Source organism: Streptomyces sp. NPDC048441, assembly GCF_043200235.1.
In the GTDB taxonomy this organism is placed as follows: Bacteria; Actinomycetota; Actinomycetes; order Streptomycetales; family Streptomycetaceae; genus Streptomyces.
The window spans coordinates 124,695-149,526 of the sequence record NZ_JBICXM010000004.1 but is presented as its reverse complement, the minus strand read 5'-3'; the positions used below and the strand labels follow the sequence as shown (position 1 = coordinate 149,526).

Annotated in this window: 25 protein-coding genes; 12 read left to right on the top strand and 13 right to left on the bottom strand. The window is 69.6% G+C overall.

Annotation, left to right across the window (positions count from 1 at the left end; all coding sequences use genetic code 11):
* Nucleotides 1-11: 11 nt before the first annotated feature.
* The gene (locus tag ACGFSB_RS11790) at nucleotides 12-1,337 is read left to right on the top strand and encodes an erythromycin esterase family protein (protein ID WP_393397314.1); all 1,326 of its coding nucleotides are present in this window, start codon (nucleotides 12-14) and stop codon (nucleotides 1,335-1,337) included.
* A 140-nt stretch (nucleotides 1,338-1,477) separates the two neighbouring features.
* The gene (locus tag ACGFSB_RS11785; RefSeq protein ID WP_393397311.1) at nucleotides 1,478-2,731 is read left to right on the top strand and encodes an MFS transporter; all 1,254 of its coding nucleotides are present in this window, start codon (nucleotides 1,478-1,480) and stop codon (nucleotides 2,729-2,731) included.
* An 87-nt stretch (nucleotides 2,732-2,818) separates the two neighbouring features.
* On the opposite strand, the gene ACGFSB_RS11780 is transcribed toward ACGFSB_RS11785, so the two are convergent.
* Nucleotides 2,819-3,838, bottom strand: coding sequence for a LysR family transcriptional regulator (locus tag ACGFSB_RS11780; protein ID WP_393397308.1), 1,020 nt, complete (start codon nucleotides 3,836-3,838; stop codon nucleotides 2,819-2,821).
* A gap of 204 nt (nucleotides 3,839-4,042) precedes the next feature.
* Here ACGFSB_RS11780 and ACGFSB_RS11775 point away from each other — a divergent pair, with 204 nt between their 5' ends.
* Nucleotides 4,043-4,624: a hypothetical protein gene (locus ACGFSB_RS11775; RefSeq protein ID WP_393397305.1), complete on the top strand. Its 582-nt coding sequence runs from the start codon at nucleotides 4,043-4,045 to the stop codon at nucleotides 4,622-4,624.
* Nucleotides 4,625-4,735: 111 nt separating this feature from the next.
* On the top strand, nucleotides 4,736-6,007 hold the full coding sequence (locus tag ACGFSB_RS11770; RefSeq protein ID WP_393397302.1) for a serine-threonine protein kinase: 1,272 nt from the start codon (nucleotides 4,736-4,738) through the stop codon (nucleotides 6,005-6,007).
* Nucleotides 6,008-6,017: 10 nt separating this feature from the next.
* Here the strand turns inward: ACGFSB_RS11770 and ACGFSB_RS11765 are convergent, their stop codons facing one another.
* On the bottom strand, nucleotides 6,018-8,831 hold the full coding sequence (locus tag ACGFSB_RS11765; protein ID WP_393397299.1) for a penicillin acylase family protein: 2,814 nt from the start codon (nucleotides 8,829-8,831) through the stop codon (nucleotides 6,018-6,020).
* A 238-nt stretch (nucleotides 8,832-9,069) separates the two neighbouring features.
* On the opposite strand from ACGFSB_RS11765, the gene ACGFSB_RS11760 reads away from it, so the two are divergent.
* Nucleotides 9,070-9,678: a hypothetical protein gene (locus ACGFSB_RS11760; protein WP_393397296.1), complete on the top strand. Its 609-nt coding sequence runs from the start codon at nucleotides 9,070-9,072 to the stop codon at nucleotides 9,676-9,678.
* Nucleotides 9,679-9,710: 32 nt separating this feature from the next.
* On the opposite strand, the gene ACGFSB_RS11755 is transcribed toward ACGFSB_RS11760, so the two are convergent.
* The gene (locus ACGFSB_RS11755) at nucleotides 9,711-10,229 is read right to left on the bottom strand and encodes a hypothetical protein (protein ID WP_393397293.1); all 519 of its coding nucleotides are present in this window, start codon (nucleotides 10,227-10,229) and stop codon (nucleotides 9,711-9,713) included.
* Between the two features lie 88 nt (nucleotides 10,230-10,317).
* On the opposite strand from ACGFSB_RS11755, the gene ACGFSB_RS11750 reads away from it, so the two are divergent.
* On the top strand, nucleotides 10,318-11,040 hold the full coding sequence (locus ACGFSB_RS11750; RefSeq protein ID WP_393397290.1) for a 3-keto-5-aminohexanoate cleavage protein: 723 nt from the start codon (nucleotides 10,318-10,320) through the stop codon (nucleotides 11,038-11,040).
* Nucleotides 11,041-11,076: 36 nt separating this feature from the next.
* On the opposite strand, the gene soxR is transcribed toward ACGFSB_RS11750, so the two are convergent.
* On the bottom strand, nucleotides 11,077-11,547 hold the full coding sequence (gene soxR / locus ACGFSB_RS11745; protein ID WP_393397287.1) for a redox-sensitive transcriptional activator SoxR: 471 nt from the start codon (nucleotides 11,545-11,547) through the stop codon (nucleotides 11,077-11,079).
* A gap of 116 nt (nucleotides 11,548-11,663) precedes the next feature.
* Between soxR and ACGFSB_RS11740 the strand changes: the two genes are divergently transcribed.
* A complete protein-coding gene (locus ACGFSB_RS11740; RefSeq protein ID WP_393397284.1) occupies nucleotides 11,664-12,128 on the top strand; it encodes a MaoC family dehydratase in 465 nt (154 codons plus the stop codon).
* Here the strand turns inward: ACGFSB_RS11740 and ACGFSB_RS11735 are convergent.
* The 3 genes from ACGFSB_RS11735 to ACGFSB_RS11725 all read right to left on the bottom strand — a co-directional run bounded on the left by ACGFSB_RS11735 (nucleotide 12,119) and on the right by ACGFSB_RS11725 (nucleotide 14,375).
* A complete protein-coding gene (locus tag ACGFSB_RS11735) occupies nucleotides 12,119-12,766 on the bottom strand; it encodes a TetR/AcrR family transcriptional regulator (RefSeq protein WP_393397281.1) in 648 nt (215 codons plus the stop codon). The two genes, ACGFSB_RS11740 and ACGFSB_RS11735, sit on opposite strands and share 10 nt — an antisense overlap.
* Before the next feature lie 67 nt (nucleotides 12,767-12,833).
* Nucleotides 12,834-13,124 (bottom strand): YiaA/YiaB family inner membrane protein, encoded by a 291-nt coding sequence (locus ACGFSB_RS11730; RefSeq protein WP_393397279.1) that lies wholly within the window; start codon nucleotides 13,122-13,124, stop codon nucleotides 12,834-12,836.
* A gap of 99 nt (nucleotides 13,125-13,223) precedes the next feature.
* Nucleotides 13,224-14,375, bottom strand: coding sequence for an acyl-CoA dehydrogenase family protein (locus ACGFSB_RS11725; protein ID WP_393397276.1), 1,152 nt, complete (start codon nucleotides 14,373-14,375; stop codon nucleotides 13,224-13,226).
* 96 nt (nucleotides 14,376-14,471) lie between these two features.
* On the opposite strand from ACGFSB_RS11725, the gene ACGFSB_RS11720 reads away from it, so the two are divergent.
* From ACGFSB_RS11720 to ACGFSB_RS11710, 3 genes are all read left to right on the top strand, one after another.
* A complete protein-coding gene (locus tag ACGFSB_RS11720) occupies nucleotides 14,472-15,122 on the top strand; it encodes a TetR/AcrR family transcriptional regulator (protein WP_393397273.1) in 651 nt (216 codons plus the stop codon).
* A 95-nt stretch (nucleotides 15,123-15,217) separates the two neighbouring features.
* Nucleotides 15,218-15,925, top strand: coding sequence for an ArsR/SmtB family transcription factor (locus ACGFSB_RS11715; RefSeq protein WP_393397270.1), 708 nt, complete (start codon nucleotides 15,218-15,220; stop codon nucleotides 15,923-15,925).
* A 56-nt stretch (nucleotides 15,926-15,981) separates the two neighbouring features.
* Entirely contained in the window at nucleotides 15,982-16,998 is a 1,017-nt protein-coding gene (locus tag ACGFSB_RS11710; protein WP_393397267.1) for an urea transporter, read from the top strand.
* 8 nt (nucleotides 16,999-17,006) lie between these two features.
* On the opposite strand, the gene ACGFSB_RS11705 is transcribed toward ACGFSB_RS11710, so the two are convergent.
* Nucleotides 17,007-17,702 (bottom strand): hypothetical protein, encoded by a 696-nt coding sequence (locus ACGFSB_RS11705; RefSeq protein ID WP_393397264.1) that lies wholly within the window; start codon nucleotides 17,700-17,702, stop codon nucleotides 17,007-17,009.
* A complete protein-coding gene (locus ACGFSB_RS11700) occupies nucleotides 17,695-18,276 on the bottom strand; it encodes an RNA polymerase sigma factor (RefSeq protein ID WP_393397261.1) in 582 nt (193 codons plus the stop codon). The genes ACGFSB_RS11705 and ACGFSB_RS11700 overlap by 8 nt, the downstream gene beginning before the upstream one ends.
* A gap of 180 nt (nucleotides 18,277-18,456) precedes the next feature.
* On the opposite strand from ACGFSB_RS11700, the gene ACGFSB_RS11695 reads away from it, so the two are divergent.
* On the top strand, nucleotides 18,457-18,936 hold the full coding sequence (locus ACGFSB_RS11695; protein WP_393397258.1) for a cupredoxin domain-containing protein: 480 nt from the start codon (nucleotides 18,457-18,459) through the stop codon (nucleotides 18,934-18,936).
* Nucleotides 18,926-19,342, top strand: coding sequence for a hypothetical protein (locus tag ACGFSB_RS11690; RefSeq protein ID WP_393397255.1), 417 nt, complete (start codon nucleotides 18,926-18,928; stop codon nucleotides 19,340-19,342). The genes ACGFSB_RS11695 and ACGFSB_RS11690 overlap by 11 nt, the downstream gene beginning before the upstream one ends.
* Before the next feature lie 46 nt (nucleotides 19,343-19,388).
* Here ACGFSB_RS11690 and ACGFSB_RS11685 read toward each other — a convergent pair whose 3' ends face one another.
* From ACGFSB_RS11685 to ACGFSB_RS11670, 4 genes are all read right to left on the bottom strand, one after another.
* Nucleotides 19,389-20,471 carry a Zn-dependent alcohol dehydrogenase gene (locus tag ACGFSB_RS11685; protein ID WP_393397252.1) on the bottom strand — a complete coding sequence of 361 codons (1,083 nt, stop codon included), beginning with the start codon at nucleotides 20,469-20,471 and terminating at the stop codon, nucleotides 19,389-19,391.
* A gap of 82 nt (nucleotides 20,472-20,553) precedes the next feature.
* Nucleotides 20,554-21,942, bottom strand: coding sequence for an aldehyde dehydrogenase family protein (locus tag ACGFSB_RS11680; protein ID WP_393397249.1), 1,389 nt, complete (start codon nucleotides 21,940-21,942; stop codon nucleotides 20,554-20,556).
* A 106-nt stretch (nucleotides 21,943-22,048) separates the two neighbouring features.
* The gene (locus ACGFSB_RS11675) at nucleotides 22,049-23,296 is read right to left on the bottom strand and encodes an MFS transporter (protein WP_393397247.1); all 1,248 of its coding nucleotides are present in this window, start codon (nucleotides 23,294-23,296) and stop codon (nucleotides 22,049-22,051) included.
* Nucleotides 23,296-24,714 (bottom strand): CitMHS family transporter, encoded by a 1,419-nt coding sequence (locus ACGFSB_RS11670; protein ID WP_393397245.1) that lies wholly within the window; start codon nucleotides 24,712-24,714, stop codon nucleotides 23,296-23,298. Before ACGFSB_RS11670 ends, ACGFSB_RS11675 begins: the two co-directional genes overlap by 1 nt.
* Between the last annotated feature and the right edge of the window lie 118 nt (nucleotides 24,715-24,832).

Below are 24,832 nucleotides of genomic sequence, written 5' to 3'. Positions count from 1 at the left end.
GGAGACCCCGCATGGCCCGCGCAGCACGCCGCACAGCGCCACTCGCACTGGTAGGCGCACTCACCCTGGGGGCACTCGCCCCCCACGCGGTCCAGGCCAGGACTGGCACCCCGGACCCGGTCCCAGCGATCGAGCGCGCCGCGCACCCCCTCCGCTCGACCGCCCCCGGCGGCGACACGAGGGACCTGCGCCCGATGGGCGAAATGGTGGGCGACGCCAAGGTCGTGGGCCTGGGCGAGGCCACACACGGTTCGCACGAGTTCTTCACCATGAAGGACCGGGTGTTCCGCTATCTCGTCGAGGAAAAGGGGTTCACCACCTTCGCCCAGGAGGTCAGCTGGACGACGGGCCTGCGTTTCGACGCGTACGTGCACGGGGGCGAGGGGGACGTGCGCGAGCTCGTCCACAAGGAGCTGGCGAAGACGCCCTGGGACACGCAGGAGTACGTAGAGCTCCTCACATGGATGCGCACATACAACGACAAGCACCCGGACCGCCAGGTGCGATTCCTGGGCGATGACCTGAACTACCCCGAACTCGGCCACGAGTTGTTCGACGGCGTGGAGGACTACGTCCGTGCGCACGACCCCGATCTGCTCCCCAGGATCACCGAGCTGTACGCGCCGATCCGCCGCCTCTCGGACGGGGACACGTACATGGGCAGACCCTTGGCGGAGCGGAAGAAGCTGGCCGGGCAGGCGCGGGAGGCGCTGGATCTGCTGAAGGAGCGCCAGCCCTCGGCGGGCGGCGGGAAGTTCACCTGGGCGTTGCAGCACGCCCGGTCCCTGTCGCAGACCGCCACGGTCTACGCCTTCCCCCTGGACACCGCCGATGGCCAGCGGGACGCCATGCTGCACCGCGACCGGCTCATGGCACAGAACACCGCCTGGTGGCAGCGGCACACCGGCGACAAGGTGCTCCTGTCGGCCCACAACGCCCATGTTTCGTACGAGAGTTACGACCCCCGCTATCCGAAGATGCAGGGCGCCTTCCTGCGGGACCGGCTCGGCAAGCGGTACGTCAGCATCGGGTTCACCTTCGACCAGGGCTCGTTCATGGCGCAGGGTCGCGACAACGGCAAGTGGAAGTCCGTCCGGGTGGGCCCGGCGGCGCGCGGCATGAACGAGAACACACTCGACAAGGTGCGCCTCGACGACTATTTCGTGGACATGCGCTCCCTGCCGGACCCGGCCCGCGCGTGGCTGAGCAAGGCCCGGGTGACCCGCAGCATCGGCTCCGGTTGGCCTGACGGACCGTACAAGATCCGGCTGGCTTCCTCTCACGACATCCTCATCCATCTGCACCGCGTCACCGCAGCTCAACGCCAGTCTCAATGACCGAGACAAGCCGCTCCAGGTATTGACTGGCCCCTACATCCAACGCGACAGTGCCGGTCGTGCGGAGCGAAACGACAGCAAGCGAAACGACAGCAGCAGAGAATCAACAGGCCCAGGCCGTGGACGGCAGCCCCGAGAGTATGCGCCGCGTAGCCGTGGCGTCGTTCATCGGGACGGCCATCGAGTTCTACGACTTCTACATCTACGGCACGGCGGCCGCCCTCGTCCTGAACCAGGCGTTCTTCCCGACCCTGGACCCGGTCAACGCCACCCTCGCGTCCTTCTCCACCTACGCGGTGGCGTTCGCGGCGCGGCCCATCGGGTCGGTGATCTTCGGGCACTTCGGTGACCGGGTCGGGCGCAAGTCCGTACTCGTGGCCTCGCTGCTGCTCATGGGCCTTTCGACAGCCCTCGTCGGACTCCTGCCCGGCTACGGCACATTGGGCATCTGGGCGCCGGTCCTGCTGATCCTGCTGCGCTTCCTCCAGGGCATCGGGCTCGGCGGCGAGTGGGGCGGCGCCGCGCTGCTCGCGGTCGAGCACGCGCCGAAGAAGAAGCGCGGACTGTATGCCGCCTTCCCTCAACTCGGCCCGTCTGTAGGGTTCTTCGCGGCGACCGGTGTCTTCTGGCTGCTGTCCTCCACCCTCTCCGACGACGCGTTCAGGGCCTGGGGCTGGCGCGTGCCGTTCCTGCTCTCCTTCCTCCTGGTGGGCGTCGGACTCTTCGTACGCCTGCGCATCAGCGAGACGCCGGTCTTCACGAAGGTCATGGACGCGCAGGAGGCCAGCAAGGTCCCCACGCTCGACGTGCTGCGCCGCTATCCGCGTGAACTGCTGCTCGGCGCGGGCGGAATGATCGTCGCGTACGGCCTCTTCTATACGGCGACGACGTACTGCCTGGCCTACTCCACCGGCTCCCTCGGCATCTCCCGCAACACCATGCTCGGCCTCTCGATGGTCGCCTGCCTCTTCCTCGCGGCCGGTACGTGGCTCGCCGCGACCCGCTCGGACGGTGCGGGACGCCGCAAGCTGATCCTCGTGGGCGCCGGGCTCGCGGCGGTGTGGGGTCTGGTGCTCTTCCCGCTCCTGGACACCGAGCAGCCGGTACTCATCGCCCTGGCGCTCGGCGGCGCGCTGTTCTGCATGGGGGTGGTGTACGGGCCGATGGGCGCGTATCTGCCGGAGTTGTTCGGTACGAACGTGCGCTATTCGGGCGCTTCGCTCGCCTACAACCTGGGCGGTGTGCTCGGCGGCGCGGTCTCCCCTCTGGTCGCGACCCGGTTGCAGTCCGCGTTCGGCTCGTCGTCGGTCGGCTGGTACGTGAGCGCGATGGCGATCGTGTCCCTGGTGTGTGTTCTCGCGCTGCCGGAAACTCGCGAGCGGGAACTGACGTGAACTCAATAAACGTAATGCGGTACGCGCGGGAAGTGAATTCTTCACACGTCTAGACCACATACTCCGGCCATATCCGGAACGGTCAATTCAGCGGCTGAGCCACCACCGTTCATTGTCCTTGGCCAACGCGTCCCAGAGCAGGTTCAATGGGTGCCCAGAATCACAGGAATCGCGGTCGCCCCGCCGTGTGAAGACCCCGACGAGCACCTCGGTCCGCGGTCCGACATCGCCGACGACATCGAGCCGCCGCAGCCCCCCGGCCTCCGGGAGGCTGCCGCTCTCGGCGGCCTCCGCGATGCCCCTGGTGACGAGCATCGCCCCGCTCACCACGCCCGAGCGCAGCAGCTCGAAGCCGTAGTGCGCGGCCTCTATCTCGGCGGCGATGGACAGCTGTTGGCGGTAGTCGGGGCCGTACCAGGAGGTCAGGAAGCGGCCGATGAGGCCGCCCGCCGACACCACGAGGGGCAGCTCGGGCAGCTCGCTCGCGCCCACGGAAGGCCCGGGGAGCCGGCCGTCGGAGAGGTTCGTGAGCAGGGAGAGTCCGCTGCGGCGCCACTCGATGACGTCGTACGGGTCGAGCTCCGCCTCCTCCCCCTCGGTGACCACGACACTGCCGCAGACCAGGTCGAGTTCCTTGGACCGGAGCTTGGTGAAGAGGTCACCGGTGCGGACGTGGGTGACCTTGAGATCGACCCCCCGGCGTTCGTAGGCATCGCTCACGCGCTCCACGGCGTCCAGGAGAAACCCCAGCGTGTAGCGGGTCGAGCCGACGGACAGGGTGCGCCCGAGGCGGCGGCGCGCGTCGTGCAGACCGTCCTTCCACTGGCCGAGCGTGCGACGGGCGAGGTCGACGATGGCCTCGCCCGTGGGGGTGAACAGGACGTCCTTGCCGCGCCCCCGCTTGAGGACGAGCGCTTCTCCGCACAGTGCGCCGAAGGTGCGGTTCATCGTGTCCAGCTGTTTCTGCACGCTGGACTGTTCGCGCCCGAGCTGGCGGGCAGCGGCGAGCGCCGTGCCCGTCTCGTGCACCGAGAGCAGCGTACGTAATTGATCCATCGTGGTGTCCAGCAGCTCCGTGGGGTACTGCTGCGGACCGGATAAGGCCATGTTCGGCTACTCGCTCTCCGACTCCCTTTGCTTTAACGGCAATGGAGCATAGCCGCCGCGGAAACTGCCGCAGAAACTGATCCGGAGTGCAGCGAAAATTATCTGGCGATTTCTTCCAGAAAAAGCTGGATGACTTCCCGGTACCCATGGAATGGTCGAGCCAATCCCGATCAACCCTCCATCTCTGCAAGGAGACTTACGCTCGTGAGCCAATACCAGGCCGCACCCCCGCACCCCGGCCCCCACCCCACGGGTCACACGCGGCGCGCGGCCAGGCGACCCGGCACCCTCGCCGCTCTGGTGTGGACCTCGGTCCTCTCCTCGGTCGCCGCGATCGTCGGCGCTGTCCTCGTCTTCGCCGGCGGCGACGGCATGGCGGAGGACAACATCAACGACGTCATCCAGGACCACCCGGACGTCGTCGGACTGCCGTCGGGGACGTCGGCGGCCGACCTCAAGGCCCTCTCGGGGCCCATGTGGGACGAGATGATCAGCGACCGTGCGGGCACGCTCTCCGCGCGGGCCGGGTTCGCCATCTTCACCGCGCTCTGCCTGCTGATATTCGCCCTCGCCGCCCGCAAGAGCGCCGCGGTGTGGGCCCGGGTGCTCATCACGATCTCGGCCGTCGTGGCGCTGTTCCCGCACTTCCTGATCCTCAGTGACTACGAACCGGACTCGGTCTTCGTCCTGAGCCTCGTGTCACTCTTCACGGCCATCGCGGCGATCGTGCTGTGCTGGCTGCCGCCCGTCAACCGCTTCGCGCGGGAGCGGAAGGCCGTCGGCTAGCCGACGGCGCACAGACCGCGTCGGGGCAGGTGCCGCCGGGGGTGGGCACTCGCCCCGACGTGTTGTGCGGGACATCTGGTCAGCCTCCACGGGCCGCAGGACGATGGCCGCGTGGAGCCCTACTGGGAACTGACCTTCGACGCCGACGGGGATGTCGACACCACGCAGCGCGACCGCCTCCTCGCCGGGGTGGCCCACGAGCGCGTCACCGATCTCCTCGTCCTCGCGCACGGCTGGAACAACGACCGAACCATGGCGACCAACCTCTACCAAAGGTTCTTCGCTCCCTGCCAGAGCCTCGCGGGCCCTCGTGTGCGCCTGGGGTACGTGGGCGTGATCTGGCCCGCCATCCGCTTCCCCGACGAACCGATCCCCGACTTCGAACCCGCGGCCACGGCCACCGGACCGGGGCCCGCACCGGGCGTCGGACCCCAGCTCGACGAGCCGACCCGGCTCCTCCTGTCCATGACCTTCCCCGGTCATGACGCCGAACTCCGCAGGATCGGCGCCCTGTTGGCCGAGCGCTCCGAGGTCCCCTCGCGCCTCTACGAGTACGGACGCCTCGTACGCAATCTGGTCTCCGTGCACCAGGACAGCGCCGCCCACCTCTTCGCCGACGACATCTGGACGGGCGAGCCCGCGATGCTGACCGACGACGCGGTCGAGGTCTGCCAGGTGTTCGCCGCGGTGATGCAGGAGACAGGGCAGCAGGAACTCTTCGGCAGCCTGCGCAAACGGCTCTGGAACGGGGCGCACGAACTCCTGCGCCAGGCCAGCTACTACGCCATGAAGCGCCGGGCGGGCTCGGTGGGCCAGCTGGGTCTCGGCCCGGCCATCGGACTGCTCGCCCGTGAGGCACGGGACGTACGCGTGCACCTCATCGGGCACAGCTTCGGCGCGCGGCTCGTGTCGTACGCGCTGCGCGGGATGCCCGAGTCGGTGCGGGGGGTGAAGTCCACGACGCTGCTCGAAGGGGCCTTCTCGCACTACGCGTTCTCCGAACGCCTGCCGCACGCCCCCTCGCGCGGCGGCGCCCTGCACGGGGTGCAGCGGCGCATCGACGGCCCCCTGGTGTCCTGCTACTCCCACCACGACGACGCCCTGGGCAAGATCTATCCCCTGGCGTCGAAGATCGCCGGGGACTCCTCGACCTTCCTCGGCCTCTGGGAGCGCTGGGGCGCCATCGGGTACAACGGGATCCGGGCGGTGAACGGCGCCAAGCGCGTCAAGCTGGGCCGGGCGATCCCCGCCGAGGGGTGCGTGAGCGTGGACGCGTCGGCGGTGGTGCGGCGAGGCGGTCCGCCCTCCGGCGCGCACAGTGACATCTGCCATGAGGAACTGGCGCGTGTCGTGTTCGCCGCAGGGCGGATCGCTACCTCGTGACTCTCAACCTCTAGCGGTGGGACGGGAATTCGACGACCTGCTGGTACGTGGGCCGGTTCTGCCACTGGATCGGCCCGTGCGTGATGCCGCCGAGCGCCCGGTGGATGACCGAGTCCGAGCACCACTGGTCGCCCGCCGCACAGCTCGCGTCGCCGGGGTAGACCTCGGTCGCGGGCTTGGCGACGGCCTGTGTGAGGGTGGCGAGGAGCGCGTCACGGCAGGCGTCCAGCTTTCCCGCGCCGCAGTACGCGTCGCCGAGCTTCCCCTCCACGGGCTGCCCGAGCACCGCCCGCAGATCCTTGTCCGCGAAGCCCCACCAGCCGTACTGGAAGGCCGACCCGGCGTGCGCCCCGGTGGGTCCGTGCCCGGCGGACGGTGATTCGTCCGTGCTGAGCTGCGCCGTCAGCGCGTCGTACAGGTCCTTGCCGAGACCCGGCTTGAACTCGGCCTCGACGAGCAGCGGCCACCAGGCGTCCATGATGCGTACGGCATCGGGATGGGCGTACGTCTTGGAGCCCGCCGCCGTCTGATTGCGCTGCGACCCGGCCTGCTGCCAGGCCTCCAACTGCTGTATGGCCTTGGCCTGTTGGGGATCGGTGACGGGCTTGCTCCGCACCACCTTGAGCAATTCGGGAAGGAGCTGTTCACCGCGCAGGTCGGTGACGGCCGCCTCGGACATGGCCTGGGTGAGCGCGGCGCGCGTGACGCCGCCCTTCTCGGTCAGCTTCTTCACCCGTCCGTCGAGCAGGTCCCCGCGGTGCACGGCGCTCACGCCGAAGCCCGCGGTGCTGAAGTCCTTGGCCTGCTTGTTGTTCCAGGAGATGTAGTAGTCCTGGTTGACGGACTGCGGGTGCTCGGCGGGCGGTGTCTGCGTCGATGTGTTGTCCGCCGGGTCGAAGTCCTGCCATTCATTGGCCTGTTCGGCCTTCACCGGCAGGGCGGGGTCGATGTCCTTCGCGCGCTCCGGGTTGGCGCCGCTGTTGTAGTACGCGGTGTCGCGGGAGTCGGCGTAGAACCAGTTGAAGGCGTAGCTGATGTGCTGGGCGGCCTTCTTGAAGGTCGACGCGTCCTTCACGTACGAGGGGTCGTTGAGCATCTGGAAGCCGATGATCGAGTCGGCCTCGTGGCGGTAGGTGGAGCGCAGCGAGACGTACGCGACGGGTTTGCCCTCGACGCTCGCCCGGTGCGTCACGACGCCGTACTTCGTGCGGAACACCTGCATCCGGTAGGAGCCCGCCGCCGTGGAGTCGGCGAGCGTCGGCTTCCAGGCGTTCTTGCGCTCCAGTTTCTCCATGGGGGTGCACGTGCCGTGGTGGACGTAGTGGGTGGACTGCTTGGTGGGCGTGCCGCCGCCCGGCTCGCACAGCTCGACGGCGTACGTGTCGGTGATGTCCTGCCCGGCGGAGGTCGCCGACCAGGCGTAGTCCTGGCCGCGCCCCAGCTGGACGTACATCCCGACGCCCGCGAAGGAGACGCCGCGCGCGCTGATGCCGGGGCCTTGCAGTTCCTGCTGCATCAGGAGCTGCGGGGCGAAGTAGCCGGTCTGCGGGCCGAAGACGGCTACGGGGTTGCCGCTGGCGGTGTGCTTCGCGGAGACGACCAGGGCGTTCGACATGCCCTTCTTGCTGCCGTCCTGCTTGAACAGATCGGCGGGCAGCACTCCCTTGTCGTACATGCCCTGGAGCGGCTTGAGCTTCTTGGGGGCCTTCACCGGGTCCTTCGCCGCTGTCCTGGCCCCGCCCTCCCTGTCGTACACGAGCTGTTCGCGTTCGACCGACCCCGGGTCGGGCATCGCGGTGCCGCGCGCCTTCTCGGGCTTGCCCGCGTACGGGAAGCTCGTGCCGTCGTGGATGGTCTGGACGGACTCGGGGTCGTTGCGGGCGCGGAAGGACTCCCAGACCTTCGTGCCCTTCTCGACGCCGTACTTCTGCTGGGACTTGAGGAGGGAGATGGCCGAGTCGACCTCTCCCCCGCCGCCGTTGCCGAAGAGCCCGCCGACGACGGACGCGAGCGCGATCATGTCGGTGACCTTGAAGGGCTGGATCTCACCGGCGTTGGTGATCGCGTCGATCTTGCCGGTGAGGACGTACTCGCCCGGGAAGTAGCGGCCGTCCTTGGACTTCACGCGGTAGGCGTTGAGCCCGTCGATATAGGCCTGGGCGTCCTCCATGGCCTGCCTGCCGCGCTCGCCCTGGGTCGACTTGATGTACTCGACCTGCTTCTCCAGGTCCTCTTCCTTGTACGGGGCCTGCGGCCAGAACTGCTGCTCAAGGCCCTGGTTGGCGAGCGCGCCGCCCGCGAACGAGGTCAGCTCGCCGCGGCCGATGTGCCGGAACAGGTCGATGAGCCAGAGCCGGTCCTGCCCGGCGGCGAAGCCCGCGCCGAACTCGGTGCCGTAGCGCGTGCTGCCCTTGATGTGCGGGATGCCGTACTTCTTGTCGCGGGTGATCGTCACATCGTCGCGCGGCTTGGTGACGGAGGCGGCCTGGCCGTCACGGACGCCGAAGGACGCGTCGTTGAAGAACTCCGTCAGCTTGTCGTCGGTGAGGGACGGATAGCCGGATGAGAGCTTGTCGTACGGGCCCAACTGGTCGTCCGCGTGTGCGGGTTGAGTGCCGAAGACGCGATGGCTGAGGATCTCGGCGAGGGTGGCGTTGCCGTTCGCGCCGGGCGGCAGGACGTCCGCGCACTGCCCTTCGCAGTAGTCCGCGGCCGGTGGTGGCTCGTCCGCGGCCGACCCCGGCTGTGGCGCGATGAGGGATGCGGCGAGCGCGAGTGCCGCGCTGGCGGTGAGGGTTCTGAGCCGGGCGATGCGTCGTCGCATGTGTGCTCCTCTGGGCTCCGCTTGTGCTCCTGTGGGCGGGAGTTGGATCGGAGGTTACTGGCGAGTTGCCGAACCCGGAAGATGAACATGCGTCGCCTTTTCAACAACACCACATAGCTCCAGCTCACCGCCGCCTTATGTCCGCCAACGAAAATCGGATGGAAGTCGAGGGAGCCGAATCGCGTGTCGATACGTCTACTCGGCAACGTCCGAGAACGTGCGACGGAGGTGCAGGGCGATGGCCGGATTCCGGAGTCTCGCGAGACAGGTGCGTGATCCGCTGAGTGATTTGGCGCTGCGGCGGTATTCACTGCGCAAGTGCCTGGAGCGGTTCGCTCCCTACGGCCACCGGGCGACCTGGGACCATTTGTGCTCCCGTGCGGGGTTCGGCCCCGAGGACCGGTCGCCCGACCCGGCGCGGCTCGTGGCCGCGCTCGATGAACTGGAAGCGGCGCGTGCGGTCTGGCTCGTGTACGAGGAGGGCTTCGCGGAGCGCCGCCGCAAGGAGAAGCACGACGGGCTCCGGCGGCCCGGCACCGTGGACGACTGGCACCGCTGCACTTGGGGCGGGTGCGGGGTTGCCTGGTGCGACGACCCCGGCGTCCACCCCGCAGAACCACTCGCCGAGGTGCTGCGCCGGCTGATCGCGGCACTCGAGCGGGAGCCGGGCGCGCTCTGCCCGGTGTGCGCGAGGTCCGACCTCATCTGGATGCACGGCCTGGCGCACGAGCCTTCTTCGGGCGCCGTCTGTACGGGCTGCGGAATCGTGGTGCCGGACCCGGTGCTCACGCCCGCGGCGATGGCACGGGCGCGCGCACGACGGGAACGGCCGCTGGTCTCGGCCTGACGTCCGGTCGCCGTGGCGGCCAGGGCCTGCCGTCAGGGCGTAGCGACGTCCCACTGGATGGCCAGCTTGAACTCGGCGAGCATGAGCGGCGCGGCGATCTTCACGTCGCCCGCGCCGCGTGCCGATATCTTCAGGCCGACCGGTGTCTGCGGGTGCACGAACATCTGCCAGGTGTGCGTCCGGTACTGCCCGCCCCTGGTGGGCACCCAGTCGGTGGTGGCCGTCGAGTCGTACCCCGTGGAGCCGCCGAGCGGATCGCGGACATAGCGCGCGCGGTACTCCGTAGGCCGGTCGTCCGGCTCCCAGAAGATCAACGCCGACAGGGTGCCCCAGCCGTCATGGCTCGGCCAGATGAGCCCGGAGCGGGCGTCGGGGAACTGGGACGGGGTGGTGTCCCCCTTGGCGGGGTCGTGCATGGCCCACGGGTCGTACGACTCCTCGGCGTCCACGTACGGAAACCGCACGAGGTGGTAGCCGTCGCTGTCGTACGTGATCTTCTGCGGCCCGGTGCGCGCCGCGTCCCACTTCAACGAACAGATGGCGATTCCCATCGGCCCTCCCCCTGTGTGATGTCGTGGTGCTGCGTGATGTCGCGATGCTGCGTGGTGTCGTGTCTCCGGCTCTCTGTGCTGTCCTGTGGTGATGCAGGTATGTGTGAACGGCGCCCGCGGCGCGGGCGATGGCGCGCTGATCCCGTTGTCGCCCGGGGCGATGGCCCATTCGGTGGCGGAGGCCGTCGCTGCCGGTGCTCAGAATGTTCATGTACACCCCAAGTCCCCTTGTGGGCAAGACACGTTGGCACCGCGTGCGGTTGCGGCCACGCTCGAAGCGATCCGTTCCGCGGTCTCCGTACCGGTCGGGGTGACCACGGGCGCGTGGGCCGAACCCGACCCCGCCGAGCGGGTCGCGCACATCCGCGCATGGACGGTGCTGCCCGACCACGCCTCCGTCAACTGGCACGAGCCGGGCGCGGATGCGGTGGCGGAGGCGCTCATCGACCGGGGAATCGGTGTCGAGGCGGGCATCTGGTCCGGCACGGACAGCGCCGAGCGGTTCGCGGCGTCCCCGCTCGGCCCGCGCGTCCTGCGGGTGCTCGCCGAAGTCACCGACCCCGACCCCGCCACGGCACGCGACTCCGCCCGCGCCCTCCTCACCATGATCGGCACGGCGCACGGCCGCCCCGTCCTGCTGCACGGCGAGGAGGGCGGCACCTGGCCGGTGCTGCGCCTGGCGGGGCGCCTGATGCTCGCGACCCGCATCGGCTTCGAGGACACGCTGGTCCTGCCGGACGGGGAACGGGCGGCTTCGAACGCTCAGTTGGTCTCGGCGGCGCGGGCCGCGCTCGCCACGCTGTCCCAGTAGGGGGCGGCCCACCGGTCGCCGAAGGCGATGTCAGCCCTAGCAGGCCCCGGGGCGGCGTTCCACCAACAGGCGGGAGCCGGTGAGGCGTTCGCCGAAGACGTCGTCCGGGTTGGAGAGCACGCACGTCTCCAGGGAGAGACAGCCGCAGCCGATGCAGTCCGTGAGGTGATCGCGAAGCCGGCCCAACTGCTTGATCCGCTCGTCCAGTTCCGAGCGCCAGGCCTCCGAGAGGCGCGCCCAGTCCTCGCGGTTGGGGGTGCGCTCCTCGGGGAGCGAGTCGAGCGCCTCACGGATCGTGGCGAGCGGAATGCCGACGCGCTGCGAGGCGCGGACGAAGGCGACGCGGCGCAGCGCGTCACGGTGGTAGCGGCGTTGGTTCCCCGACGTGCGGCGGCTGGTGATCAGACCCTTGGACTCGTAGAAGTGCAGGGCGGACACGGCGGCGCCACTACGGGCCGACAGCTGGCCGACCGTGAGCTCGTGGATCTTCTCTGGGATCTGGGGCACCCCTCCAACCCTAGCGGCTGGTCCGTTGACCCCAGTGGTGGGTCCGTTGACACACGTCGGCGCACGCCCCATGCTGAGCAAGCGCTTAGTTCTAATACTTTGAGGAGGCCAGGGACATGGCAGAGCCGAGGATCTTCGCGTCGGCCGACGACCTGCGTGCCGGAGTCGGCGAGCAGCTCGGACACAGCGAATGGCTTGAGGTCGACCAGAAGCGGATCGACCTGTTCGCGGACGCCACGGGCGACCACCAGTGGATCCACGTGGACGCGGAGAAGGCGGCTGCCGGGCCCTTCGGGACGACCATCGCGCACGGCTATCTGACGCTGTCGCTGCTCCCAAGCCTCGTACCGCAGATCATGCGCGTCGAGGGCATGAAGATGGGCATCAACTACGGCACCAACAAGGTCCGCTTCCCCTCGACCGTGCCGGTCGGCTCGCGCCTGCGGGCGACCGCCGTCCTCACGGACGTCACGGACACGAAGGACGGCGGCGTGCAGGTGACGGCCTCGGTCACGGTCGAGCGCGAGGGCGGCGACAAGCCCGCGTGCGTCGCGGAGTCGGTCTCCCGCTACTACTTCTGAGCCGGTCCTGAGCTCCGGTTGTGAGCTCCCACCATCCGCAGCACGAGGTCGGCGTACAATGCGCCGACCTCGTCGGGCGTCCGGTCGCCCGCGACGTTGAACCAGCGTGCGACGTCGATGCAGAGCGAGAGCACGGCGAGCGTGGTGCCCGGTACGTCGGGGACGTCGAACTCCCCCGCCCGCACCCCGTCGTTGATCATGTCCCGCACCGCGGCGTCCGACTGCCGGCGCAGCGCGACGATCTCCGTGCGGTGCTCGGGGCCGAGCGCGTCCAGCTCGTACTGGACCACGCGTGCGGTGGTGTGCTGGACGGCGTGCCAGCGCACGAAGGACCGTACGGCCGCGGAGAGCCGCTCCGCCGCGCTGCCGGGAGCGTCGGCCGCGGTGCGCAGGATGGCCAGCGCCTTGTCGTGGCCGATCCTGCTGATGCGGTGGAGCAGCTCTTCCTTGGTCTTGTAGTGGATGTAGAGCGCTGCCGGGCTCATGCCGGCGCGGCCCGCGATGTCCCGGGTCGTCGTCGCGTGGTAACCACGCTCGGCGAAGGCCTCGACAGCGGCGATCAGCAGCCGCCGTGCCGCATCAGGCGTGACCTCGCCCCATGGCTGGTCCCCGCCCTCGGTCTCCTGCGCCGCGCTCATCGCACACTCCTTCGCCGTTCGGAGGGACACCATACCCCTGACGGTGAGCAAGCGCTTAGGGCGCCGGTCAGGCCACCGGCTTGAACGGGTCGTGGTCGGCGAGGATCTTCTCCAGGCGGGCCTGGTCGACGCGGCTGACGATCTGGTCCGCCTCCTGCCGGTCCCGGATCACCTTGGCGAGGGTGAACGCGGACGTCGTCAGATACAGGACGGAAATGGCGAGGAAGGCGCGGATCCAGCCGCTGACCTCGAGGCTGTAGATGCCGACCGCCGTCGCGCCGAGCGCCACGGCGAACGACGCGACCGCCTGACCGTAGTAGGCCGTGGTGCTCTGCTGCTTGACCGGATTCTCACTCATGACCAGAGCCTCTCCCGGGAGCGGCCCCGCCACATCCGCTGCCGTACTCAGCTCCCGTACTCAGAACGCGCGTTCAGAAAGGGCGTTCAGAAAGGGCGTTCAGAACGCCGAGACCCCCGTCAGCGCCCGCCCGATGACCAGCTTCTGGATCTGGCTGGTGCCTTCGTAGAGCGTCATCACGCGCGCGTCACGCAGCAGCTTGCCCGCCGGGTACTCGTCGATGTAGCCGTATCCACCGAAGACCTGGAGTGCGTTGTTGGCGGCGCGCACCGCGGCCTCCGATGCGAACAGCTTGGCCTTGGACGACTCCGTGGTGAAGGGCTGCCCGCGGTCGATGAGGTCGGCGACCCGCCAGGTCAGCAGGCGTGCCGCGTCCACGTCCACCGCGATGTCGGTGATCAGCTCCTGCACCAGCTGGTGGTGGGCGATGGTCTTGCCGAACTGCTCGCGCTCGGTCGCGTACGTCACCGCCGCGTCGAGGGCGGCCTGGGCGATGCCCACACATCCGGCGGCGACCGACATCCGCCCCTTGGCGAGCGCCGACATGGCGACGGAGAAGCCCTTGCCCTCGGGCGCCATCATGGCCGAGGCCGGGACGCGGACGTCCTGAAGGGCCAGCTCGGCGGTGGCCTGGCCGCGCAGGCCGAGCTTGCCGTGGATGGTGCGGCGGCTCAGGCCCGGGGTGTCGGTCGGCACGAGGAAGGCGGAGACGCCCTTGTGGCCGGGGGTGTCGTTCGTGCGTGCGAAGAGGAGTACGACATCGGCCCAGGTGCCGTTCGTGATGAACGTCTTGGAGCCGTTGATGACGTAGTCGTCGCCGTCACGCACGGCCTTCGTCGAGAGGTTCCCCGCATCGGATCCCGTGCCCGGCTCGGTGAGCCCGAAGCACCCGACGAGTTCGCCGGACGTGAGCCCCGGCAGCCACTGCCGCTTCTGCTCCTCGCTCCCCCAGTACGCGATGGTCTTGGCGACGAGGCCGAGGGAGACCGAGACGATGCCGCGCACCGACGAGTCGCCGCGCCCCAGCTCCTCGGTCACCAGGCAGTACGCGAGGTGGTCGCCGCCGGAGCCGCCGTACTCCTCGTCGACGGTGAGCCCGAGGAAGCCGACATCGCCGAGCTTCTTCACGATCGAACGGTCCACGCTCTCGGCGCGGTCCCACTCGATGACATGCGGGGCGATCTCGCGGGCCACGAAGTCCTTGGCCAGCTCCCGGACGGCGGACTGCTCCTCGCTGAGCTCCAGGTTCATCGGGGGCACCTCTTCTTCGGATCTTCTTCGGATCTTCTTCGGAGCAGATTTAAATTAGCACTGCTAGTTTCTTACGGCAGCCCTACTATGTGCCGCATGGCCCGACCGCGCAAGCCCCTCCTCAGCAGAGACCGCATCGTCGAGACGGCGCGCGCGCTCGTGGACGCCGAGGGCCTCACCGCCGTCTCGACGCGGCGCCTCGCGGCCGAACTCGGGGTCAGCGGACCTTCGCTCTACAACCACTTCCGCACGAAGGACCAGATCCTGGAGGCGGTCGCGGACTCGGTGAGCGCGCAGGTCGACCTGTCGATGTTCGAGGCCGCCGACGGGCGCGACTGGCGTACGGCGCTGCACGACTGGGCGGTGTCGTATCGCGCGGCACTCACCCTGCACCCCAACATCGTCCCGGTACTCGCCTCGGGACCCGGCCGCCGCCCGGCCGGACTGCGGCTCGCGGACGCCATGTTCGGGGCGATGGTCGACGCGGGCTGGCCCGCCGCGCAGGCCACCTCGATCGGCGCGCTGATGCGGTACTTCATCATGGGCTCGGCGCTCGGCTCCTTCGCCGGCGGCTTCGTGGACGACGAGACCGCGTACGACCCGGCCGACTATCCGCACCTGGGCCAGGCCCACCTCCTGGCCGAGCGCCAGCAAGAGGTCGACGAGCGGGCTTTCGAGGCGGGACTGCGAGCACTGCTCGACGGCCTCACGCTCCAGTACGAGCAGGTGGCGGCGCCCACCGGGTGAGGGTGGTTCGGCGCCCACCGACTGAGGGCGGTTCGGCACACACCGCGGATGACAGTTCGGCGCACACCGAACGGTTCCCGGCGCATCCTGGACCCATGACGGATCCCGCCACCCCACGCCTGGCCGCCCTCGCCGGACTCATCGCCGACGAGACGCGCGCCGCCTGCCTGCTGGCCCTGCTCGACGGCAGGGCGTGGACCGCGGGCGAGCTGGCACGGCACGCGGGAGTCGCCGCGTCCACCCTGAGCGAGCACCTCGGGAAGCTGGTCGCGGGCGGGCTGCTCACCGAGGAGCGCCAGGGGCGGCACCGCTACGTCCGTCTCGCCGACGCGCGGGCGGCGCAGCTGGTCGAGGACCTGACCGCGTATGTGACGCCGGGCGGGACGGCGGCCGGGCCGCCGCGCACACTGCGGGAGTCGAGCGCGAGCGGGGCGATGGCGCGCGGACGGACCTGTTACGACCACCTGGCGGGGCACCTGGGGATCACGATCACCGAGGCGATGACGGAGCTTGGGCTCCTTCGGCAGGACGCGGGGTTCGCCCTGACCGACGAAGGGATCGGCTGGTTCGGGGAGTTGGGCATCGGCCTCGAACACACCGGAAGGCGACCGCTGGCCCGCGCCTGCCTCGACTGGACGGAGCGCAAGCCGCATCTTGCGGGGGTCGCTGGCGCGGCGCTGTGCCGTCACGCGCTCGACGCGGGGTGGTGTGTGCGGATCGGGACGGAGCGGGCGGTGAAGGTCACGCCGTCCGGGGCGCGGGCGCTCGAGTCCCACCTCGGCGTCGTGGACCTCCAGGCGTAGATGTAAGGTACATCCGTCTTGCCGGGCGAAACATGGACGTAACACGGGAGTGAGCCGTGCGGCACTCAACGGATGTCAGGGGGCGGCCACTTGGCGCCCTGCCCTTCGCTGCTCAAGTCCTGCGCGGCCAGGCGCAGGTCACCTTCCTGCCGAGCGCGGCGGCGGGCGCCGTCTTCTGCGTGGCGCTCTTCGCGGCGGGCTGGGACTACGGGCTCTACGGCTTGGTCGGTACCGCCGTCGGCACGGCCACGGCGAGGCTCCTCGGGGCGGCGCCCGATCGCGTGACGACGGGCCTCGAAGGCTTCAACGCCTGCCTCACCGCGCTGTGTTTCGCGGTGTTCCTCGGTGCCGGGCACCTGTCCACGGCAGTGCTCGCCCTCGCGGGCTGCGTGGTGGTCACGGTCGTGACGGCTGCCGCGGTCAACCTCCTGGCCGTCTGGGACCTTCCCTCACTCACCCTCCCGTACTGCGTTCTCGCGAGCGCGATGACGATCGCGGCCCCCGGCTTCGAACGGGTCTGGCACCACGGGGAGGCCCTTGCCTCACTGACGCACGCGGCGACCGGCCCGACCACGCTCCAACTCGCCGATCTGGCGCGGGCGTTCTTCGCCGACTTCGCCGAGATCTTCTTCATGCCGCAGTGGTACGTAGGTGCGGTGCTGCTCGTCGGCCTCTTCGTCGCAAGCCGTCGCGCGGGGTTCGTGGCGTGCCTGGGCAGCGCTGTCGGGATCGGTTCGGCGTGGGCACTCGGGGCGCCCGCCGCGCAGATCGCGGACGGCACGATGGGATACAACTCGGTGCTCGTCGCGCTCGCGTTGTGCGGCGTCTTCCTGCCCGTGCGCGCGGCGACACTCGCGTACGCAGTAGTGGGCGCGGCCAGCGCGACGGCCGTGAGCGCGGCGATGTCGGCGCTCCTCGCGCCGTCCGGCGGGCACACGTTCACGTGGCCGTTCGTGCTGACGACGCTGGCGTTCCTGGCGGCGGCGAAGTCCTTCTCGCGGCTGCGTACGCCGGAGCCGGATCCGGAGCCGGAGCCCGCGGGCGCAGTGGCCGGTAGCGTGAACCGCGCCTAGCTGGTCGATCACCGGTACTGCCGGGCGTCGAAGTGGGCCGTGGCCAGGACGGAGCCGTCCGCCGCCAGCAGGCGTGCGCCGGACACCGTGTCCGGGTCGACGTGCATGGGGGCTCCCCAGTAACCCCGGCCGGCGTCGAGGGAGAACTCCCCGATGCGGACCGACGTGCCGTCCGTACGATCCAGTCGGCAGCTGACTGGCCCGCCCCGGCCGAGGTCGACCGACATGTAGACCCAGCCCGGAGATCCGGTATAGGCGAAGATCCGGCCCACCGGGCGGTGGTGGCCGGGGGCCTGCAAAGACGCTTCGAGCAGGCCGTGCTCCGAGCCGGCGGGCTCCGAACTCCGCGAGGGCGGAGCCGGCGCTCCCTCGACGGCCGTACCGACGGCCCAGCCGCCGAAGCCGAACCCGAGGGCGACCGCGGCTGCCGCCGCGACCGCCACGCCGGCCCGTGGGCGTCGGCGCGTGGGCCGCTTCAGGCCCAGCCTGTCCGTCACTCGTGTCTCAAAGCCGGCAGGCGGCTCGCTGCCCGGCAGGAGGGAGAGCAGTCCGTCGCCGACCAGCGTCAGCCGCTCCACGTGCTCCCGGCAGGTGGAGCAGCGGTCCAGGTGAGCGATGGCCTCGGCGCGTTCCTGGCCGGGGAGGATACCCAGCGCCAGCTCCTCGGCGATGGACCTCAGCCACACGCAGTCCCTGTCAGTCATGATCGGCTCGCTCGGGTTCCAGAACCGTCCGCAGTTTCCCCATCGCCGCCCTGATCCGGGTCTTCGCCGTGCCCAGGGGTATCCCTTCGAACTCGGAGATCTGCCGTGCGGTCATCCCGTAGATCCCGGCCATGACCACGGCACGCCCCTGTTCACGGGGCAGGCCCGCCACCGCGGCCCGCATCCGGGACGCCGCCTCGTCGGCCAGCGCCCACTGCTCGGGCGTACGGGACACGACGCCGAGCAGGGCGTCGAGGTCCTCGGGGGCGACCGGGGTCGCCTTGCGGGCGCGGACCACGTCGATCGCCAGGTTGTGCGCGATGACCCCCAGCCAGGTCTTCACCGATCCGCGCCGCGAGTCGTAGACCTGCGCATGACGCCAGGCCCGTTCGAAGGTCTGCTGGGCGATGTCCTCGGCCAGCTGAGGGTCGTCGACGACAGCGACGGCGATGCCGAAGACCATGCGCTGGAACCGGCGGACGAACGCGAGAGCGACCTCCGGATCGCCCGTCGCCATTCCCGCCAGCAGCGCCTCGTCCGAGAGCCGCCCGATCGGTAGGCCCAATCTCCGCATACCACTGGATACGGAGAACCTCGCCGAACGGATTCCCCCGGTTCCACGCGGGATCACGCACCCATTCTCCCGCTTGCATCCGCTCGCCGGAAATCCCCTGGCCCGGAAATCCCCTGGCGCGGTCCGTCCGTATCTCTGGTCAGGAATGGTTTCTCACGATTTCTCGCGGAGGGCCGAGACATGACGACGACGCTCATGACGTTCGTGCACAGAACCGTAGGGCCGGGTCTGGCCGCCGGGGCACTTGCGGGCGCCCTCGTGGCGTGCGGCGGCGGAAACGGCGACGGTGGCGGCTCGTCATCGACACCCCCGGAAAAGAGTGGCAAGCCGGGAACCACCCAGGTCGACGTGAAGATGACCGACTTCAAGATGCAGCTGTCCCAGAAGACGTTGAAGGCGGGTTCTTACACCTTCGTCGCCAAGAACGACGGCCATCACGAGCACGCCCTGGAGATCGAGGGCTCCGGCACGGAGCAGAAGACACGGACGCTGGAACCCGGAGAGTCGGCGAACCTCACCATCAAGCTGAAGGACGGCACGTACAAGGTCTACTGCCCCGTCGACGGGCACAAGGACATGGGCATGAAGACCGAGCTCACCGTGGGTGGCAGCGCACCGACGGACAGCAACACCGACACGAACAACGGCAATGGCTACTGAGCGCACGGTCGCGCTCATCGCCCTCCGCGTCGCCGCGGCGGGAACGGCCGCGGCCATGGGCGCGATCCACCTTCACCTCTGGTACGACGGCTACCGGGATCTCGACACGATCGGCACGCTGTTCCTGCTCAACGCGATCGGAGCCGGGCTGCTCGCGTTGTCGCTGCTGATCACCCCCGCTCGCCTGCTGCCCGTCCTCGCGGCGCTGGGAACGCTCTTCGTGGCCGGCACGCTGGTGGCCCTGATCGTCAGCCTCACCTCCGGTCTCTTCGGGTTCACGGAGACTCTCGACGCGAATCTGGTCAAGCCGACCCTCGCCGTCGAAGCGGCGGGGTGCGTTCTGTTGGTGGCGCTGGCCCTGCTGAGCGGACACGGACGAATACGGCCGGGATCGCGCCGAGACTGACCGAAGCGCGCGGCTGCCGAAGCACGCGGCTGACCGAAGCATTCGTCTAGAACACCACCAGCGCCCGGCCCCCCTTGCCCGCGACCATGTTCTCGAAGGCCGCCGGGATCCCGTCGAGCGCGATCCGGTCCGTCACCAGGGCGCCCAGGTCGAAGCGCCCCGCCCGGATGTGATCGGCGAGGACCGGCAGGTCCACCGCAGGGTCGGAGTTCCCGTACACGCACCCCGAAAGTGTCCGGCCCCAGTGGAAGATCTCCAGGGCGTTGAACGTGACCTGCTGGTCCTTCCCGCCGATGCCGACCACCGTCGTACGACCGCCGCGCCTCGTGGACTCCCACGCCGTGCGGATCGTCACCGCGCGGCCCACGCACTCGACGGCCACGTCGACGCCCTGGCCGCCCGTCAGCTTGCGGATGTCCTTCGCTGTCTTCTCGGAGGCGACCACGTACTCCGTCGCTCCCGCCGACCGCGCCAGCTCCTCCTTCTCGGGGGATACGTCGACCGCGATGATCCGCGAGGCGCCCGCGATCCGCGCCGCCTGGAGCGTCGCGAGGCCCACTCCCCCGGCCCCGAACACCGCGACCGTCTCGCCCTCGCGGACCTTCGCCGAGTGGTGCACGGCGCCGTAGCCGGTCAGCACGGCGCAGCCGAGAAGTGCCGCGTCCGTCAGCGGGATGCCGTCCGGCGCCGGCAGGACGCAGTTGCCCGCGACCACCGTCTCCTCGGCGAACGCGGCGACGTTCAGACCGGGGTGGAGGTCGGCGCCGTCCGATGCACGGTGGGCGTAGACATCGGCCGCACCGGCAAGCGCGTTCACGCACAGCCACACCTCGCCGAGCGAGCAGGCGTGACAACTGCCGCAGGACGGAGCCCAGTTGAGGACAACGCCGTCGCCCGGCGCGACATGCGTGACGCCCTCACCCACGGACACCACCGTCCCCGCGCCCTCGTGCCCGAGCACGGCAGGCACCGGCACCCGCATCGTGCCGTTGGTCAGGGACAGGTCGGAGTGGCAGACCCCGGCGGCGGCCAGGCGCACCCGCACCTGGCCGGGGCCGGGCTCGGGCAGGTCGATCTCGGTGATCTCCAGGGGAGAGCCGACGGCGGGCAGAACAGCGGCGCGGACCACGGTGACGTACTCCTTCGGGGCGAACGGCGGGGGTTCAGAACTGCGGGGGTTCAGAACTGCGGGGGTTCAGAACTGCAGGGGTTCAGAACTGGAGCGACTTCGTCTGGAGGTACTCCGTGAGCCCGTGCGGGCCCAGCTCACGCCCCACCCCCGACTGCTTGTAACCGCCGAACGGGGCAAGGGGGTTGAAGCTGCCGCCGTTGATGTCGACCTGCCCCGTGTCCATGCGGCGGGCGAACGCGACCGCCTCCGCGTCGTCAGCCGCCCAGACCGCGCCCGCGAGTCCGTACACGGTGCCGTTGGCGATCCGCAGGGCGTCGTCCTCGTCCTCGTACCGGATGATCGAGACGACCGGGCCGAAGATCTCCTCCTGGGCGATCGTCATCTCGGGGGTGACGTCGGCGAAGACCGTCGGCTGGACGTAGTAGCCCTGCTCACGCGGCACTTCGGCGCCGCCGGACACCACTCGGGCGCCCTCCTCGATGCCCTTCTCGATGTAGCCACGCACACGTGCCTGCTGCTTGGCGTTGACGACGGGGCCGATGCGGGAGCCGTACTTGACCGCCGCGGCCGAGGCGAGCGAGACCGCCTCGTCGTACCGCGCGGAGTCCACCAGCATTCGGGTCCACGCGCTGCACGTCTGGCCCGAGTTGGACATGACGTTGGCGACGCCGACGTTGACCGCCTTGGCCAGGTCGGCGCTGGGCAGGATGACGTTGGCGGACTTGCCGCCGAGCTCCAGGGCGACGCGCTTGACCGCGGCGCCCGCGGCCCTGCCGATCTGCTTGCCCACCGCCGTGGAGCCGGTGAAGGAGACCAGGTCGACACCCTCGTGCTCGGCGAGCGCCTGCCCCGCGACGGGGCCGAGCCCGGTGACCAGGTTGAAGACGCCCGCGGGGATGCCCGCTTCGTGCGCGGCCTCGGCGAAGAGCTGGGCGGTGAGCGGGGTGTCCTCGGCGGGCTTCAGGACCACCGTGCAGCCCGCGGCGAGCGCGGGTGCCACCTTGTTGACGATCTGGTGGAGGGGGTAGTTCCAGGGGGTGATCGCGCCGACCACGCCGACCGGCTCCAGGTAGACGGTGGAGTTACCGATCTTCTCCTCGAAGGCGTACGTCGCGGCGAGCTCGGCGTACGAACCGGAGACCAGGATCGGCACGCCCGCGTGCACCATCTGGGAGAACGGCAGCGGGGAGCCGAGCTCCGCCGTCACCGTCTCGGCGATCTCGTCCTTACGGGCGACCAGTTGGTCACGGAGGGCCCCGATGAGCGCGCCACGCTCGGCGGGCGGCGTCGCGGCCCAGCCGGGGAAGGCCTCGCGGGCCGCGCGGACCGCCGCGTCGACGTCCTGTGCCGTACCCGCGGGGACCTGGCCGATGGGCTGCTCGTCGGCCGGGTTCAGGACCGTGATCGTGTCCGTGCCGACGGCGGGCCGCCAGGCGCCGCCAATGTACATGCCGTCGTGGGCCTTCATCGCACTCCTCGGTTAGTCGTCCGCACCTCGTGCGCACCCCAAACTAGCGCTGATAGTTTTTGGGCACCAGGGGCATCCGGGCCGAGGACTGCCGGAGGGCTGATCTTCAGCCTCTCCGGCGTTTGAGGAGCGGGGTCTCGGGCGGAGCCCCCGTGCCGGGAAGGGGCGGGATGGGGGAAGGCCCCACAGGGCTCCGCCTCAGTCCCAACCCGGCCGCCACCAGCAAGAGTCCCCCGAGCATGACGAAGGGGGCCGCCACCCCCGCCACCCCGGCGATAAGACCCGCCCCCGCAGGAGCAGCCACCTGCCCGAGCCGATTCCCCGTGAGCCGCAGCGCAAGAGCCGTGGACCGCGCCCCCTCCGGCGCCGCCTGCACAACCGTCGTCATCGACAACGGCTGCCCCACCCCGAGGCAGAACCCCAGCAGGACGAGAATCACCCCGAGTCCCCACACAGGCACCGGCAGCGCGATCCCCGCGCACAGCACGGCGGCCAGCAGACACGTGACGACGATGAGCACCGTACGGCCGAGAAGATTGATCAGCGGTGTCATCACCAGACGGCACGCGATCGTCGCGGCGGCCCGCAGGGAGAGCAGCACCCCGACCGTCGCGGGCGCGATACCCCGGTGCTCGCCGACCACCGGCAGGTAGGCCGTGAGGATGTCGGTCGCGGAGAGCACCGCGAGGCTGATGAAGATGCCCGCGGGGACACCGCGGGTGCGCAGGATGCCGATGACCGGCACCTTGTCGCCCCGCTTCGACGGTCCTGCGACCGACCGCACCTGCTCGATGCGCCACAGCGAGCTGAACGAGACCGCGGCGACCACCGCCGACACGATCAGGGCGAGCGCGGAGGTGCGGCCCAGCGCACCGTCCTGCTCCGAGATCACGTACCCGGCGGCGACAGGACCGATCAGCTGGCCGAGCGACGCGCCGATCGTGAAGTGCCCGAAATTACGGTCCTGTTCGGCGGGTGCGGACTGCCGCGCGACGATCGACTGCGCGCCGATCACGAAGCAGAGGTGCCCGAGCCCCATCACACCGCTCCAGGCGGCGAGCGCGCCGAGCGTCCCGGCCGTGCCGCTGAGCGCGCACCCACCCGAGATCAGGACGACGCCGACCGGCAGGAGCGGCGCGCACCGCCCATGGTCCGTCCGTCGCCCGAGCGGCACGGCGGCGAAGAGCGGAAGCAGGGCGTAGACGCCCGCGATGACGCCGATGGCCCGCTCGTCCGCGCCCAGCGAGAGGGCCCGGTAGGAGACGGCCGGACGCGCCATCGACACCGCCCCCTGCGCGAAGCTGAAGGCGATGACGAGGCGCAGCAACCAGGCACGGCCCGGTGTCGATGGCATCAGATGATGCCGAAGAGAATTCCGGAGCCGAGTACCACGAGCGAGGTGAGCACGGCCCATTTGACGGTGAACTTGGTGTGGTCGCCGAACTCGACCTTGGCCATGCCGACCAGGACGTACACGGCGGGCACCAGCGGGCTCGACATGTGCAGGGCCTGGCCCGCGATAGAGGCGCGGGCGATCTCGAGGGTGCTGACGCCGTGCGCCTGGCCCGCCTCGGCGAGGACCGGCAGGACGCCGAAGTAGAAGCCGTCGTTCGACATGAAGTAGGTGAGCGGCAGGGACAGGAGCCCGGTCACGAGGCCCATCTGCGGGCCCATGCCCTCCGGGATCGCGTCGACGAGCCACTTGGCCATGCTGTCGACCATGCCGGTGCCCTGGAGTACGCCGGTGAAGACCGCGGCGGCGAAGACCATGCCGGTGACGTTGAGTACGTTCTCCGCGTGGGCGCCGATGCGGGCCTTCTGGTCGGGCATGTGCGGGAAGTTGACCGTGAGGGCGAGCGCGGCGCCGAGCAGGAAGAGGACCGGGATCGGCAGCCACTCCATGATCATGGCGGTGAGCAGGACCACGGTGAGACCGGCGTTGAACCAGTAGAGCTTGGGGCGCAGGGTGGAGCGGTTCGGGTCGAGACCCTGGAAGCCGTCGTCCTCTTCCGGCTCCTCGGCATCCGTACCCGAGCCCGCTCCCCCGGTGGCCGTCTTCGTGAGCGACGTACGTCCGTCGTCGCCGGCACCACCACCCGCACCCACCAGCACCGTCTCGCCCGCCGTCTCCTTCTCCAGGACGTCGTCGAGGGAGAGCGTCCCGAGCCGCTTGCGCTCGCGCAGGCCCAGTGCGTAGGAGAGGAGGAAGACGGCGACGAGGCCCATGGCGAGCGCCGGGATCATCGGGACGAAGATGTCGGCCGCGTCGACCTTGAGCGCGGTGGCGGCGCGAGCCGTCGGGCCGCCCCAGGGCAGGGTGTTCATGACGCCGTTGGCGGTGGCCGCGACACCCGTCATCACGACGAGGCTCATCTTGAGGCGCTTGTACAGCGGATACATCGCCGAGACCGTGATCATGAAGGTGGTGGAGCCGTCGCCGTCGAGCGAGACGATCGCGGCGAGTACGGCGGTGCCGACCACGATGCGCACCGGGTCCGCCTTGCAGAAGCGCAGGATGCCCCGGACGATCGGGTCGAAGAGGCCGACGTCGATCATGACGCCGAAGTACACGATGGCGAACATGAGCATGGCCGCCGTGGGCGCCAGGTTCCCGACGCCTTCGATGACGTAGTCCCCTAGATGGGCCCCCTTCCCTACGAACACGCAGAAGAGTGCGGGGATCAGGACCAGCGCCGCGATCGGCGACATCTTCTTCATCATGATCAGCACCAGGAAGGTGGCGATCATGACGAATCCGAGGATTGTCAGCATGGGGGCTACCTAACGTTCACCATCGAACTCCCACCAGGTCTGGCGGTCCGGATGACGTTAGGACCGGTTCAGTTCCGTTAACAAGATGTTGACGTGCGAGCAATAAGCGCAAAACTCC

What these genes read in the sequence shown, in the direction of transcription:
- ACGFSB_RS11670 (WP_393397245.1), bottom strand. Translation starts at nt 24,714, where the DNA reads ATGCTGACAATCCTCGGATTCGTCATGATCGCCACCTTCCTGGTGCTG.
- ACGFSB_RS11700 (WP_393397261.1), bottom strand. Translation starts at nt 18,276, where the DNA reads ATGCGGAGATTGGGCCTACCGATCGGGCGGCTCTCGGACGAGGCGCTG.
- ACGFSB_RS11705 (WP_393397264.1), bottom strand. Translation starts at nt 17,702, where the DNA reads ATGACTGACAGGGACTGCGTGTGGCTGAGGTCCATCGCCGAGGAGCTG.
- ACGFSB_RS11695 (WP_393397258.1), top strand. Translation starts at nt 18,457, where the DNA reads ATGACGACGACGCTCATGACGTTCGTGCACAGAACCGTAGGGCCGGGT.
- ACGFSB_RS11690 (WP_393397255.1), top strand. Translation starts at nt 18,926, where the DNA reads ATGGCTACTGAGCGCACGGTCGCGCTCATCGCCCTCCGCGTCGCCGCG.
- ACGFSB_RS11715 (WP_393397270.1), top strand. Translation starts at nt 15,218, where the DNA reads ATGACGGATCCCGCCACCCCACGCCTGGCCGCCCTCGCCGGACTCATC.
- ACGFSB_RS11675 (WP_393397247.1), bottom strand. Translation starts at nt 23,296, where the DNA reads ATGCCATCGACACCGGGCCGTGCCTGGTTGCTGCGCCTCGTCATCGCC.
- ACGFSB_RS11760 (WP_393397296.1), top strand. Translation starts at nt 9,070, where the DNA reads ATGGCCGGATTCCGGAGTCTCGCGAGACAGGTGCGTGATCCGCTGAGT.
- ACGFSB_RS11785 (WP_393397311.1), top strand. Translation starts at nt 1,478, where the DNA reads ATGCGCCGCGTAGCCGTGGCGTCGTTCATCGGGACGGCCATCGAGTTC.
- ACGFSB_RS11730 (WP_393397279.1), bottom strand. Translation starts at nt 13,124, where the DNA reads ATGAGTGAGAATCCGGTCAAGCAGCAGAGCACCACGGCCTACTACGGT.
- ACGFSB_RS11735 (WP_393397281.1), bottom strand. Translation starts at nt 12,766, where the DNA reads ATGAGCGCGGCGCAGGAGACCGAGGGCGGGGACCAGCCATGGGGCGAG.
- ACGFSB_RS11720 (WP_393397273.1), top strand. Translation starts at nt 14,472, where the DNA reads ATGGCCCGACCGCGCAAGCCCCTCCTCAGCAGAGACCGCATCGTCGAG.
- ACGFSB_RS11765 (WP_393397299.1), bottom strand. Translation starts at nt 8,831, where the DNA reads ATGCGACGACGCATCGCCCGGCTCAGAACCCTCACCGCCAGCGCGGCA.
- ACGFSB_RS11740 (WP_393397284.1), top strand. Translation starts at nt 11,664, where the DNA reads ATGGCAGAGCCGAGGATCTTCGCGTCGGCCGACGACCTGCGTGCCGGA.
- ACGFSB_RS11790 (WP_393397314.1), top strand. Translation starts at nt 12, where the DNA reads ATGGCCCGCGCAGCACGCCGCACAGCGCCACTCGCACTGGTAGGCGCA.
- ACGFSB_RS11755 (WP_393397293.1), bottom strand. Translation starts at nt 10,229, where the DNA reads ATGGGAATCGCCATCTGTTCGTTGAAGTGGGACGCGGCGCGCACCGGG.
- ACGFSB_RS11780 (WP_393397308.1), bottom strand. Translation starts at nt 3,838, where the DNA reads ATGGCCTTATCCGGTCCGCAGCAGTACCCCACGGAGCTGCTGGACACC.
- ACGFSB_RS11725 (WP_393397276.1), bottom strand. Translation starts at nt 14,375, where the DNA reads ATGAACCTGGAGCTCAGCGAGGAGCAGTCCGCCGTCCGGGAGCTGGCC.
- ACGFSB_RS11680 (WP_393397249.1), bottom strand. Translation starts at nt 21,942, where the DNA reads ATGAAGGCCCACGACGGCATGTACATTGGCGGCGCCTGGCGGCCCGCC.